General features: G+C 71.0%; 1 protein-coding gene. It reads right to left on the bottom strand.

The window, feature by feature from the left end; translation table 11 throughout:
* Nucleotides 1–593: 593 nt before the first annotated feature.
* Nucleotides 594–15,392, bottom strand: a complete 14,799-nt coding sequence (locus PUT80_RS17445; protein ID WP_275292846.1) for a non-ribosomal peptide synthase/polyketide synthase — start codon at nucleotides 15,390–15,392, stop codon at nucleotides 594–596.

Raw genomic sequence — 15,392 nt, 5'->3', positions numbered from 1 at the left:
GGAATCGGCGCGGCGACGTCCCCTGCCCGGACACCCGCTCGCCCCACACCGCCCCGGCGACCTGCCGCGACAGTCAGCAAAACGCCCGCGGAACCGGCCTGGCAGCGGCCCGTCTCCGGAGAGCCGCCCATGCCACAAGACCCGGCAATCCGCCGCAGCAGCCCGCACCGCACCCGCGGAACCGGCCCGGCAACTGCCCTCGTGGGCAAGGCCGCTCATGCCCCGCCGATCAGCGCACACCACACCCACGGAACCGGCCCGGCGACAGCCCTCGCGGACGAGGCCGCTCATGCCCCGCCGACCAGCGCACACCACACCCACGGAACCGGCCCGGCGACAGCCCTCGCGGACGAGGCCGCTCATGCCCCGCCGACCAGCGCACACCACACCCACGGAACCGGCCCGGCGACAGCCCTCGCGGGCAAGGCCGCGCCGGGCCCGGCAACCAGTGCGCACCACACCCGCGAAACCGGCCCGGCGACAGCCCCTGTCCGGACATCCGCGCGTGCCGCACCACCCCGGCAACCCCGCCACAACAGCCCGCAACACACCCACGGAATCCGCGCGGCAACAACCCCTGCCCGGCAACCCACTCATGCCTCCCCACCCCGGCAATCCGCCGCAATAGCCCGCAACGCCTCCGCAAACCCCGCCGCCACTCCAGCCACCGTCGTCCGGGCATGTTGATCCGGCTGGTAGTACCAGGAAAACTCCAACTGCCCCTCCCGCACCCCGCCGACGACTTCCAGTGCGTGCGGCGACCGGTTCGCCGGGTCCTGGTCTCGGCCGAGCGGCGGGAGCGAGCGGCGGAACAGTCCGTCGCCCGGGGCGGTGTTTTCGCCTTGGCCCAGATAGTTGAAGGCGACCCGCGGCGCGCTCCGGCCCAGGTCGGGGAAACGGAAGCACCGCAGAACCCCATGCCCGAAGCCGTTCCCTGGCACCGCGCGCAGCTGGCGCCGGACGGATTTGACCTGGGTTCGCCAGGTCGCGGCCGGGTCGACTGTCAGGGCGACCGGGAATACGGTCGTGAACCAGCCGACCGTCCGGGTCAGGTCGACGTCGTCCAGGATCTCCTCCCGGCCATGGCCTTCCAGGTCGATCGCTACCGCCGGGTCGCCGGTCCAGCGGGTGAGCGTCCAGGCCAGAGCGGTCAGCAGGACATCGTTGATCCGCGTTCGGTAAGCACCGGGAGCGAGATGCAGCAAAGCATCGGTGTCACGTTCGCCGATACGGATCGACACCGATTGCTGCGGTTCCGGAGCCGCGCCTACCCGGTCGACGGGGATGTCGCAGCCGGGCAGGTCGCGGGCCCAGTGCGGGCGTTCGGCGTCCAGTGCACCGGATTCCGCGAACTCCCGCAGGCGGTGTGCCCAGTCCCTGAAGGACGTCGTCTTCGCGCCCAGATCGGGCTTTTCCCCGGCTTCGATCTGCCGGTAAGCCCGTTCCAGATCCTCCAGCAGAATCCCCCACGAGACCGCATCGACCACCAGGTGGTGTGCGACCAGGAAGAGGCACGGGTTCTCGGCGGAATCCGACAGGAGAGCACGCAGGTGCGGAGGCTGGGCCAGGTCGAAGCTCGCCTGCGCGTCGTCGGCGGCCCGCTCCAGGTCCACAGTGGACACTCGGCGCAGGACGGAGCCGGAGTTGACTGGGTCGTTGTGCTGGAGCCAGCCCTCGGCGGTTCGCTCGAAGCGCAACCGCAGCGCATCATGGTGAGCTACCAGCGCATCGACAGCCTGGCGCAGCACTTCCTCGTCGACCGGACCGTTCAGCTCGACCAGCACGGACTGGTTGAAATGCGCGGGGTTGACCGGCGAGGCATCCAGGAACCACCGCTGGATCGGGGTCAGCGGAACGGCCCCGACCACGGCCTCGCGATCGTCCTCGGCCGAATCGGCGGGCTGGACCACACGGGCCAGTTCGGCGACCGTTTGGTGCGTGAACAGGTCTTTCGAGCGCATCGCCAGCCCAGCCTGCCGGGCGCGGTGCACGACTTGGATGCTCAGCAACGAATCACCGCCGAGTTCGAAGAAGTTGTCCGCCGTGCCGACCTGTGGAATCCCCAGCACCTCGGCCCAGACATTCGCCAGCAGTTCTTCCGAATCAGTGCTCGGGGCGACGTACTCGGCGGTCTGCAAGGCGGACAAGTCCGGCGCGGGCAGGGCAGCGCGGTCGATTTTCCCGTTGGGGCTCACGGGGACCGAGTCGAGCGGCACGAACACCGAGGGGATCAGGTAGTCCGGCAGCGTCTCGCCCAGGAAGGAGCGCAGGTCAGCGGTTTCGCCCACCACATAGGCGACCAAGCGCTTGTGCCCGTGAGCTTCCCGAGCCGCGACGACGGCCTCGTGCACCGCCGGGTGCCGGCGCAAGGCGGACTCGATTTCGCCGAGTTCCACCCGGAAGCCGCGGATCTTGACCTGGTCGTCCACCCGCCCGGCGAACTCCAGGTCGCCCGACGCGGTCAGCCGGACCACGTCGCCGGTGCGGTACATCCGCGAGCCGGGCGGGCCGTACGGATCGGCGACGAACCGGTCGGCGGTCAGGCCGGGCCGGGACAGGTAGCCGCGCGCCAGGCCGATGCTGCGGACGTACAGCTCGCCCGCCGACCCAATAGGGACCTCGCGCAAGCCCGCGTCCAGCACGTGCACTTCCGTGTTTCGGATCGGTTTGCCGATCGGCAACGCCCCGCCCGGAGACAGCGGTTCGCTCCACGAGGTCACGACGGTGGTCTCGGTCGGCCCGTAGGCGTTGATCATCCGCCGCCCGGGCGCCCAGCGGGAGACCAGCTCGGCGGGGCAGACATCCCCGCCGACGACGATGGTCCGCAGGTCCGGCAGCGCCGTCTCGGGCACGGTCGCCAGCGCGACGGGCGGGAACTGCGCATGCGTGATCCGGTACTCCGCCAGCACCTCGGCCAGTTGCATGCCGAGCAGCGGGCCCTCCGGCGGCACGACGAGCGCGGCGCCGGCGGGCAGGGTCATGCAGAGTTCCGAAACCGACGCGTCGAAGCTGGGCGAGTTGAACGCCAGCACCCGGTCGCCCGGCCGGATCCGGAAATGCTCGATCTCGGCGGCGGCGAAGGACGCCAGGCCCTTGTTCGGGACAACGACGCCCTTGGGCCGCCCGGTCGATCCCGACGTGTAGATGACATACGCCGGTTGATCGGGGTCGACGGGGACATCGAGGTTCGTGTCCGCGTACTTCCTGGCGTCGAGTTCGCCGTCCACGACGAAGACCGGGTCGGCGTCGCGCAGCATGAACTCGATGCGTTCGGCCGGATAGCCCGGGTCGACCGGCAGGAATGCGGCCCCGGTCTTCGCCACGGCCAGTTCCGCGAGGATGAGCGCGGTCGAGCGCGGCAGCCGGACGGCGACGATCCGTTCCGGCGCGGCACCCCGGTCGACGAGCAGCCTCGCCAGCTGGTTCGCCCGCGCGTTCAGCTCGGCGAAGGTGATTTCTCCGGCAGCAGAGAGCAAAGCCGGAGCGTCGGGCGTCCGCGCGACTTGGGCTTCGAACAGTTGCGCCACCGACGCCGGCGGGACGGCCACGGCGGTGTCGTTCCAGGCCCGCAGCTGGTCCACCTCGGCTCGCGGCAGCAGCGGCAAGCCGGACATCGGCTGGTCCGGCAGCGCGGCGAGAACGGTCAGCGCGGTCAGCAACCGGTCGGCGAGCCGCTCGATCGTCGCGGCGTCGAACAGGCCGGTGGCGTAGTTGATCGCGGCGTGCAGCGACCCGCCGTCCTCCTCGAATTGCACGAGCAGGTCGAAGGTCGCGGTCGTCGCGGGCAGGGCGACTTCCTCGGCGACCAGCGCGCCGCCGCCCGGCCGGTCGCCGGTGTTCTGCAGCACGACCATCGCCTGGAACAACGGGGTCCGGCTCGGGTCGCGGACCGGCTGGGCCGCGTCCACCACGCGCTCGAACGGCACGTCCTGGTGGGCGAACGCGTCGAGGACCGTGTCGCGGACGCTGCCGAGGAACTCCCGGAACGACCCGCCCGAGTCCACTGTGGACCGCAGGACCAGCGTGTTGACGAAGAAGCCGATCAGCCGTTCGAGTTCGGCCCGCTCGCGTCCGGCGGTCACCGTGCCGACCGCGACGTCCTCCTGTCCGCACCACCGCGCCAGCACGACCTGGAAGGCCGCGACGAGCGTCATGAACAGGGTGCCGTGCTGTGCGCCGGCGAGTTCGCGCAGGTTCGCGGTGACCTCGGCGGGGATGTCGAAGCCGAACCACTCCCCTTCGTTGCTGCGGACCGCGGGGCGCGGCCGGTCGGTGGGCAGTTCGAGCGGGGCGAGCCCGGCGAGGCGGTCGCGCCAGTGGTCCAACTGCTCGTCCAGATCGGGGCTGTCGAGGAAATCTCTTTGCCAGGAAGCGAAATCCGCGTACTGTACCGGCAGCTCGGGCAGCCGCGGCTTCTCACCACGAAGGTAGGCGGAGTAGCAGGTCTCCAGTTCGGCGGCCAGGATTCCGGCAGACCAGCCGTCGGTGACGATGTGGTGCAGCACCAGCAGCAGGACGTGATCGCCGGATTCCCCCCGGAACAACCGGGTGCGCAGCAGCGGTCCGGTGCGCAGGTCGAACGGACGGAGTGCTTCGCGCACCAAGGTTTCCTCGGAGAAGTCCGCCACTGGGAGGTCGATCGGTGCGGGCTCGTGGACGATCTGAACGGCGTGGCCGTCGATCGCATCAAAGGTGGTGCGGAGCGATTCGTGCCGGGCGACAACCGTGTTCAGCGCCTTTCGCAAGGCGTCTATATCGAGTTCGCCACGCAAGCGCAATGCGGTGGGAGAGATGTATTCCATACCGCCGGGTTCGAATTCGTCCAGGAACCACAAGCGTTGCTGAGCGAACGACAACGGCAGCGCACCGTCCCGCGCGACCACCGGGATCGCCTCTACAGCAGCCTGTTCGAGCGGGAGTTCGGCGGCGAACTGGCTGAGCGTCGGCGCGGAGAACAGCATCCGCGGCGACACCTCGACCCCGAACTCCGCACGCACCCGCGACGTGATCCGCATGCTGAGGATCGAATCGCCGCCCAGTTCGAAGAAACTGTCGTCGGCGCCCACGCGGTCGATTCCCAAGACGTCGGCCCAGATCGCGGCGAGCCGCTGTTCCGCGGCGGTGCGCGGCGCGACGTACTCGGCGGTTCCGGTACGGCCGGGGGCGGGCAGCGCATGCCGGTCAAGCTTGCCGTTCCGGTTGAGCGGGAGCGCGTCCAGCGACACGAACGCCGACGGGACCAGGTGCTCCGGCAGCCGTTCGCGTGTCCATTCGCGCAAGCCCTGCGCTTCGCCCACCACGTACGCGACGAGGCGGCCTTCGCGGGCGATGACGGTGACGTCGGCGATCGCCGGATGCCGTCGCAGGACGGTCTCGATCTCGCCCGGTTCGACGCGGAACCCGCGGATTTTGACCTGGTCGTCGACGCGGCCGAGGTAGTCGAGCGAACCCTCGGCGGTCCAGCGGACCTGGTCGCCGGTGCGGTACATCCGCTCCCCCGGCGGGCCGAACGGGTCCGCGACGAACCGGTCCGCGGTCAGGCCCGGCCGGCCGAGGTAGCCGCGGGCGAGCTGCGGTCCGGCGAGGAACAGTTCGCCGGGCAGGCCGGGCGGCACGGGTTCGCCGGTGTCGCCGAGGACGTACGCGCGGAAGTTGGCCAGCGGACGGCCGATCAGCGGCTGGTCGCCGGTCACCGGCGCGTGGATCGAGTCGACGGTCGCTTCCGTGGGCCCGTAGTAGTTGTGCCCGGTGACGTCCGCGGCGGCCAGCTGCCGCCACAGCGTTTCGGTGGCTGCCTCGCCGCCGGTGATCACTGTGCGAGGCCGGACTTCGCCAGTCGCCAGCCCGGCGTCCAGCAGTTGTTGGAGGTAGGCCGGGGTGAGGTCGAGCAGGTTGAGGCTGTGCGCGCGGACGGCCCGCACCAGGGCGACCGGGTCGAGCCGGGTGTCGTCGTCCAGTACATGCAGCTCGTGGCCGTCGACCATCGCCAGCAGCGGTTCCCACGACGCGTCGAAGGCCAGCGACGCGGTGAGCGCCGCCCGCTCCCGCCCGCGGTCGAGGAAGACGGCGCGGTGCGCGACCAGCAGGTTCACCAGCGCGCGGTGCTCAACGACGACGCCCTTCGGCTTGCCGGTCGAACCGGAGGTGTAGATGACGTACGCGGCGGTGTCCGCGTCTGGCCGCTTCGAGAGGGGCGCTGGCGACGCGTAACTCTCGTCGGGCCTGCCCAGGACGACCACTGGGCGCGCGTCGTCGAGCAGGAAGCGGACACGTTCCTCCGGCAAGTCCGCGTCGATCGGCAAATACACCGCGCCTGCCTTGAAAATCGCCAGGACCGCGATGACGGCTTCGGCCGACCGCGGCAGCATGACGGCCACCACGCGCTCCGGTCCGGCACCCCGCTCGATCAGCTCCTCCGCCAGCCGCGTGGCGCGGGCGTCGACCTCCGCGTAGTCCAGGACGGTGTCGTGGAAGACCAGCGCGGTCTCGTGCGGCATCCGGGCGACGGTCGCGTCGAACACCTCCAGGACCGTCTCCGCAGGAAGGTCGGCGGTGTCGCCGTGTCCCAGAGCCAGCACCTGGTTGCGCTCGTCGGCGGTGAGCGGCGAGAGCGAGCCGACGCGCCGCTCCGGGTCGGCGGCGATCGCACGCACCAGCTGGGCGAGGTGTCCAGCGAGCCGGTGCGCCGTCGAAGCGTCGAACAGCTTCGGGTCGTAGGAGAGTTCGAGCCCGAGCCGGTCGTGGAGATAGGCGGTGAGGTTCAGCGGATAGCTCGTGGTGTCCAGCGATTCGACGTCCAGCACGCGGACGCCGTCCTGACCGCTGTCTTCGATCGGGTAGTTCTCGAAGACCACCACACTGTCGAACAACGCCGCGCCCGCCGGCACCCCGGTGAAGGTCTGCAGCTGCGAGAGCGCCAGGAAGTCGTACCGGCGCGCGTCCGCCTGCTCGGCCTGGATCGCGCGCAGCCATTCGGCGGCCGACTGTCCATTCCGGACTTCCACTCGCGTCGGGACGGTGTTGATGAACATCCCGATCATCGCTTCGACGCCGGGGAGCTCGGGCGGTCGCCCGGAAACCGTGGTGCCGAACAAGACGTCCGGCTCGCCGCTGTAGCGCGCGAGCAGCAGCGCCCACGCCCCCTGCACGACCGAGTTCACCGTCAGCGCGGCGGTTTTCGCCATCTCGCGCAGTGCCGCGGACTCCCCCTCGGACAGCTCGACCAGCACCGTCGCTCCGGATTCCGCTCGGTGGGCCTCGGTGGGACGACGGTCGTACGGAAGCGGCGTCGGCGCGGCGAAACCGTCGAGCACGTCGCGCCAGTGCTCCTCCGCCGCGGCCCGGTCCTGTCCGGCGAGCCAGGCGAGGTAGTCGCGGAACGGCCGCCGCGGGGTCAGTTTCGCTGGCGTGCCTTGGACAATCGCCGTGTACTGCTCGCACACCTCGCCGAAGACCTGGGCGGTGCTCCAGCCGTCCAGCAGCACGTGGTGCGAGGTCCAGAGCAACTGCACCTCGTCGTCCGCGACCCGGGCGATCTCCAGCCGCATCAACGGCGGGGCGGTCAGATCCATCCCCGCGGCCAGATCGGCTTCGAGCAGTTTCGCCAGCTCAGCCTGCTGGTCTTCGGCAGCGAGGCCGCGCCAGTCGTGCTGGCCGACCGGCACCCGGACCCCGCGATGGACGCGCTGCACCGGCTCGTCGACGCCGTCCCACGCCGTGCTGCTGCGCAGGATCGGCGTCCGGTCCACCACGCGCTGCCACGCCTCGTCCAGCGCACGCGGGTCGCGGACGCCGCCCAGCCGCAGCCGGAACTGGTCGAAGTACGCGCTCGACCCGGTGTCGACCAGGCTGTGGAAGACCATGCCCGCCTGCAGCGCGGTCAGCGGGTAGATGTCCTCGACCTCGCGGCCGTCGCCGGCCAGCCGGTCCACCGTCGCCTGGTCGAGCCGGGCGAGCGGGAAGTCCGACGGCGTGCGGCCGCCCGCCCCGGCGCAGTGCGCGATGATTTCCCGCAGTGCCGCGACGGTCGCTTCGGCTAGGCCGCGGACGGTCGCCTCCTCGTGCATCTCGGCGGAGTATTCCCAGGTCAGGTGCAGTTCGCCGGATTCGACTACGCCGACGACGTCCAGCAGGTACGGGCGGATGCTGTCCGGCGCGGAATCGTGGCCGAGGCTTTCCCCGCGGCCTCGGTAGAGCCCGTCCTCGGCAGTTCCGACGTCCCAGCGGCCGTGGTAGTTGAAGGAGATCTGCGGGGTCGGGTCGTTCCGCAGCGGCGACTCGGTCAGGTAGCGCAGTGCCTCGTAGCCGACGCCCTTGTTCGGGATGGCGCGCAGTTGTTCCTTGACCGACTTGAGGATCGCGTCCCAGCCCTCGCCCGGCACGGTCAGGGCGACCGGGTACTGCGCGGTGAACCAGCCGATCGTCCGGGACAGATCGAGCGGCGCGGCGAGGTCTTCCCGGCCGTGGCCCTCCATCTCGAGCACCACCTGCGACCGGCCGGTCCAGCGCGCCAGCACGCGGGAGAGGGCGCTGAGCAGGACGTCGTTGACCTCGGTCCGGTATGCGCCGGGCACGTCTTGCAGCAGGGCGGAAGTCTCGTCCCGGCCCAGGGAAACGGACACCGAGCGCGCCGACTCCGCGGTGTTGCGGCCGGAGCGGTCGACCGGGAGGCCGGTCTCGACGCCGCGCAGCACGCTCCCCCAGTACTCCGCCTCGCCGTCGAGCCCGCCGGTGCGGACGTGGTCGGCGAGCGTCCTCGCCCAGTGGGTGAACGAACTGCCCGCCGGTTCCAGCGGTTCGCCTTGGTAGGCGTGTTCGAGGTCGTCCAGCAGGACGCGCCAGGACACGCCGTCCATGACGAGGTGGTGCGCGGTAAGGAACAGTTGCGGCGAGCGGTCGCGGAAGGTGAACAGGACCGCACGCCACACCGGGCCGTTCGCAAGGTCCAAAGAGGTCTGTGCACGCTCTGCCTCCGCATGCATCGCGGCCTCGACGTCGTCCACTTCGGACAGATCGGCGTGTCGCAGGATGTCTGCTTCTTCTGCGGTAGCTGGCTCTTGCTGCCAGCTTCCGTCCACTTCGGAGAACCGCATCCGCAACGCAGCATGACGAGCGGTGACTTCAGCGATCGCGGCGGTCAGCCTCGAAACGTCTACTGAGGACAGTACAAGGTGGACGGACATGGTCAGCCGCCATGGCTCGTCCAGGTGCGCGAAGAGCCACGACTGGATCGGGCCGAGCGGTGCGGGTCCGGTCTGCTCCGGCGCAGGAGTGACCGGTCCGCCGGTAGTGACGACGCGGCCCAGTTCGGCGATTGTCTGGTGCTGGAAGAGATCCTTCGACGACATCGTCAGCCGGGCCTGGCGAGCGCGCGACACGACCTGGATGCTGAGGATCGAGTCGCCGCCGAGACCGAAGAAGTTGTCCTCGACGCCGACCTGGGCCACCCCGAGCACCGCCGACCAGACCTCGGCGAGCACGGTCTCGATCTCGGTACGCGGGGCCACGTAACGGTTTTCGACCCGCGCCCCAGGAGCGGGCAGCGCACGGTGATCGAGCTTCCCGTTCGCGTTGAGCGGCAGCTCGTCCAGCGCGACGAACACCGCCGGGATCATGTGCGCGGGTAGCGACCGGGCGAGGAATTCGCGCAGCACCGTGGTTCCCGGCACGGTCCCGGTCAGGTACGCGACCAGCCGCCGGGCGTCGCCGGTCCCGTGCGCGACAGCCACCGCGCCGGTCACGTCCGGATGCGCCGACAGTGCCGCCTCGACCTCGCCCAGCTCGATCCGGAACCCGCGGATCTTGACCTGGTGATCCGCCCGGCCCCGGTAGGCGAGTTCGCCGTCCGGGGTCCAGCACAGCAGGTCGCCGGTGCGGTACATCCGGGTGCCCGGCTCGCCGAACGGGTCGGCGACGAAGCGGGACGCGGTGAGCCCCGGCCGGTTCAGGTAGCCGCGCGCCAGGCCCGCGCCCGCGACGTACAGCTCGCCGGTGACGCCGGGCGGAACCGGTTCGAGGCAGGCGTCCAAGACGTAAGCGCGCAGGTCCGGAATTGGCACTCCGACAGTCGCGCGGTCGTCGAGCAGCCGGTACGTGACATGCACGGTGGTCTCGGTGATGCCGTACATGTTGACCAGCTGCGGCCCGTCGGGATGCCGCCGTCGCCATTCCTCCAGCCGCACCGGATCCAGGGCCTCGCCGCCGAAAATCACGTACCGCAGGCTCAACGGCGCGGACGGCAGCGAGCCGAGCCGGTAGAACGCTGACGGCGTCTGGTTGAGCACGGTCACCCGCTGTTCGGCCAGCAGTGCCAGGAATTCCTCCGGCGACCGGACCGTCTCGGACGGGACCACCACGAGGCGCCCGCCGTGCAGCAGGGCTCCCCAGAGTTCCCAGACCGAGAAGTCGAAGGCGTAGGAGTGGAAGAGCGTCCAGACGTCCTGGTCGCCGAAGCCGAACCAGCGGTCGGTCGAGGAGAACAGCCGGGTCACGTTCGCGTGCGGGACGAGCACGCCCTTGGGCATGCCGGTGGATCCCGAGGTGTAGATGACGTACGCCGTGTTCTCCGGGCGGACCCGCACGCCGGGATCGGTGTCCGGCTGGTCGTCCGCGGCGACCGTGTCCACGACGCACACCGGCTGCGCGTCGGCGAGCATCGCCTCGATCCGCGCGGGCGGGTAGTCCGGGTCGATCGGCAGGTATCCCGCGCCGGACTTCAGCACGGCGAGGATCGCGACGACCAGGTCCGCCGACCGCGGCAGCCGCAGCGCCACCAGTCGTTCCGGTCCGGCTCCCTCGCCGATGAGCCGGTGTGCCAGGCGGTTCGCTCGCCGGTCCAGCTCGCGGCAGGTCAGCTCCACGCCTTCGCAGGTCACCGCCACGGCGTGCGGCGTGCGGGCGGCTTGCGCGGCGAACAGCCGGTGCAGCGTCGGCTCCGGGGGCGCGACGGCGACCGGGTTCCAGTCGCGCAGGACGCGGTCGCGCTCGGCGGCGGTGATCCACGGCAGGCGGCCGAGCGGTTGCGCGGGGGTCGCCGCGATTCCGGCCAGCAGGATCCGCAGCCAGTCGCTCAGCCGCTGGACGGTCGCCGCGTCGAACAGGTCAGTGTTGTAGTTGACGACCGCGTCGAGCCGCCCGGCGGTCTGCTGGAAGTGGATCGCCAGGTCGAAGCCGGCGGTCACGATCGGCGGCGCGACCTCCTCGACGGCGAGCCCGGGCAGCGCGGGCCGGGCGTCCGGGGTGTTGTGCAGCACGACCATGACCTGGCACAACGGGGTGCGGCTGGGGTCGCGTTCGGGCTGGACGTCGTCCACGACACGGTCGAACGGGACGTCCTGGTGCGCGAAGGCGTCGAGCACGGTGTCGCGGACTTCGCCGAGGAACTCGGCGAAACCGCGGTTCAAGTCCACTGTGGACCGCAGGACGAGGGTGTTGGCGAAGAAGCCGATCAGGCCTTCCAGCTCGGTGCGTTCCCGGCCGGACACGACGGTGCCGACCGCGATGTCGTCCTGTCCGGACCAGCGCGCGAACAGCAGCTGGCAGGCGGCGAGCAGGGTCATGAAGAGCGTGCTGCCCTGTTGCCGGGACAGTTCGGCGAGCCGTGCGGTGGTGCCGACCGGGACGCTGAACTCCTGCAGCGCGCCGTTCTTCGTGCGAACCGCCGGGCGGGGCCGGTCGGTCGGCAGGTCCAGCGGCTCCAGACCGGCGAGCCGGTGCCGCCAGTAGCTGAGCTGGCCGTCGAAATCGGAGCGGTTTCGTTGCCAGACCGCGTAATCCGCGTACTGCACAGGCAGCGGCGGCAGCTCAGGCTCGTCGCCGCGGGTGAACGCCGCGTAGAAGGCGGCGAGTTCGCTCAGAAGCACGCCCGACGACCAGCCGTCGGTGACGATGTGGTGCAGCACCAGGGTCAGGACGTGGTCGTCGGGGCCGAGCCGGGTGAGCGCGGCGCGCAGCAGCGGGCCGGTGTGCAGGTCAACCGGGCCGGTCGCGGCGGCCAGCGCGGTGTCGAGATCTCCGTCGACCGCCTGGAGATCGACCGCGTACGGCGGGTGGACGATCTGCTTGCCTTGGCCGTCGACTGTCGCGAAGGTCGTGCGCAGGGATTCGTGCCGGGCCACCAGCGCGGTGAGCGACTGGCTCAACGCATGCACATCAAGGTCGCCGCGCAGCCGCAGCGCGGTCGGCGAGACGTACTCGGTGCTGCCGGGGTCGAATTCGTCCAGGAACCAGAGTCGTTGCTGGGCAAAGGAAAGCGGGGCTTCGAACGGGCCGTCGCCGCGCGGGATCAGCGGGATCGCTTCCTGCGGCGCGGACGTGGCGGGCAGGTGCGCGGCCAGCAGTGCCGGGGTCGGGGCGGTGAAGACCAGCCGGGCGGGCACGTCCGCACCCAGTTCAGCGCGCAGTCGCGCGACCACGCGGATGCCGAGCAGCGAGTCGCCGCCGACGGAGAAGAAGTCGTCTTCGACGCCTACTCGTTCCAGGCCGAGCACTTCGGCCCAGACGTCGGTCACGAGCCGTTCACGGTCGTCTCGCGGCGCGATGTACTGCGCGGACGCGGAAATCTCCGGCTCCGGGAGCGCCCGGCGGTCCAGTTTGCCGTGCCGGGTCAGCGGAAGCAGGTCGAGGTGAACGAACGCCGACGGCACCAGGTGCGCGGGCAACGTCTGAGTCAGCGCGGCGCGAAGCTCGGCGGGCTCGGCATCGCCGACGAGGTACGCGACGAGCCTGCCGTCCCGCGCGTCGACGGCGGCATCGAGCACTTTCGGCTGAGCGCGCAGTGCGGTCTCGACTTCGCCGGGCTCGATCCGGAAGCCGCGGACTTTGACCTGGTCGTCGGTCCGGCCGAGGTGTTCCAGCCGGCCGTCGGCGGTCCAGCGGGCGCGGTCGCCGGTCCGGTACAGGCGGGTTCCGGGCGCGCCGAAGGGATTCGGCACGAACCGGTCGGCGGTCAGGCCCGGCCGGCCGAGGTAGCCGCGGGCGAGCTGGGCGCCGGCGAGGCAGAGTTCGCCCGGGACCCCGGCGGGGACGAGCCGGAGCTGTTCGTCCAGCACGTACGCGCCGACATTCCCCAGCGGACGGCCGATCGACGGCCGGTCCCCGGTCACCGGTGCCCATGTCGCGTCCACAGTGGACTCGGTCGGGCCGTAGTAGTTCCCGGCGGCCACCCCGGACCCGGCGAGTTCGCGCCAGAGGCTCTCACCGATGGCCTCGCCGCCGACCATCAGAAACCGCGGCCGCTGGTCGCCGTCGAGCAGTCCGGCGGGCAGCAGTTGCCGCAGGTAGGACGGGGTCACGTCGAGGAAGCCGATGCGTTCCTCGCGGACGTAGCGGACGAGCGCGGCCGGGTCGAGGCGGGTTTCGTCGCTGATCAGGTGCAGTTCGTGGCCGTCGGCCAGCAGCAGCGGTCCTTCCCACGACGTGTCGAACGACAGCGACGCGGTGAGCGCCACGCGCAATCGTTCGCGGCCGAACGCGGCCCGGTGGTTGGCCAGCAGGTTCGCCAAAGCCGCGTGCTCGACCACGACGCCCTTCGGCGTGCCGGTCGAACCGGACGTGTGGATCACGTAGGCGGCGTCCGACGGCTTCGGCGCGGCCGGGCGCGGGCCGTCGGTGAAGCCGCCGATGCGGTCCAGCACCACCACCGGCCGGGTGTCGGCCAGCAGCGTCTCGATCCGCTCGGCGGGCAGGCCGAGATCGATCGACTGGTGCACCGCCCCGGCTTTGAGCACGGCGAACAGCGCGATGATCGCATCGGCGGAGCGCGGGAGCAGCACGGCGACCACCCGGTCCGGCCCCGCGCCCCGGCCGGCGAGCTCGGCGGCGAGGACGTCGCTGCGGGCGGCAAGTTCGGCGAAGCTCAGCCGGACGTCGCCGCAGACCAGCGCGGTCGCGGTCGGCTGCGTCTTCGCCTGGTGGTCGAGGAGGTCGACGATCGTGCCGTCCGGGACGTCGAGCACCGGGCCGCGCCAGCCGAGCAGCTGGGCTTCTTCGGTCTCGGTGGTCAGCGGCAGGTCGGCGATCCGGCGGCCCGGGTCGGCGGCGATCCCGGCCAGCAGCCGCAGCAGGTGGGCGATCAGCCGGTCGACCGTCCCGACCTCGAACAGTTCGGTGCTGTATTCCACGAGCCCCGCGAGGCGGCCGCCCGACTCCTCGAACTCGACGGTGAGGTCGAAGTTGGCCGAATCCCGCCCGACCCCGGCCGGTTCGGCGGCCAGGTCCGGGAACACCGGCCCGGTCCCGTTCGCGGTGTGGAGCAGCACCATGACGTCGAACAACGGGTTGCGGCCGGGGTCCCGGCCCGCGTGCACAGCGTCGACCACTTCCTCGAACGGGACGTCGTCATGGGCGAAGGCGTCGAGGACGGTCTGCCGTGCCGCGGCCAGGTGGTCGGCGAAGGAAACCGACCGGTCCACTTCGGACCGCAGCACGACGGTGTTGACGAAGAACCCGACCACCCGCTCCAGCTCCGGGCGGTCCCGGCCGGAAACGACGGTGCCGAGCGCGACGTCCTCCTGGCCGGTGTAGCGCGCGAACAACGCCTGGCAGGCCGCGAGCAGCACGGTGAACAGCGTGGTTTCCGAGCTGCGCGCCAGCTCCGCGAGCCCGCGCGCGACATCGGAGGGGACGGCGAACTCGCATACCACACCCGCGGTGCTGCGGGCCGCCGGACGCGGCCGGTCCGTCGGCAGGTCGAGCGGGGTCACGCCGGTCAGCTGCCGGGTCCAGTGCTCCAGCCCGGCCGCGCGGGTCGGGCGATTGTGCTGCCACCGCGCGAAATCCGCGTACTGCAACGGCTGCGGCGGCAGGTCCGCGCGCTCGCCGTCCCGGTAGAGGAGGCCGAGTTCTTCGGTCAGCACGCCCATCGACGCGCCGTCGGTGGCGATGTGGTGCACGCACACCAGCAGCACGTGCTCCGCCAGCCCGAGCCGCACGAGCACCGCGCGCAGCAACGGTCCGTGCGAGAGATCGAAGGGTCGCGAGTACTCCGCTTTCAGGACAGCGTCGAGGTCTTCCGGCGCAGCATCCACCACGGGCAGCGCCACCTCGTACGGCGGCTGAATGAGCTGCCGGGGTTCGCCGCCGACCTCCTCGAAAGTCGTGCGCAGCGGTTCGTGCCGGGCGACCAGCAGCCGCAACGCCGTCGCCAACGCCTCGACATCCAGCTCACCGGTCAGGCGCAAGGCGAACGCGCTGTTGTATTCAGGATCGTCCGGGCGCAGCTGGCTGAAGAACCACAGCCTGCGTTGCGCGGACGACAGGGGCACCGGGCCGGAACGGTCGGCGGCCGCCGGGATCTCCGGTGCGCGGCCGGCCGCTCCGGCCATCCGGCGGCGCAGCGCTTCCTGCAGGTGGGCGGGCAGCGCCGCGATGCGGTCCTCACGGGACGAGGTCAT

This window comes from Amycolatopsis sp. La24, from assembly GCF_029087445.1.
Taxonomy (GTDB): domain Bacteria; phylum Actinomycetota; class Actinomycetes; order Mycobacteriales; family Pseudonocardiaceae; genus Amycolatopsis; species Amycolatopsis nivea.
Note: the sequence above shows the minus strand (reverse complement) of the source record. Positions and strands in the feature narration are given on the sequence as shown.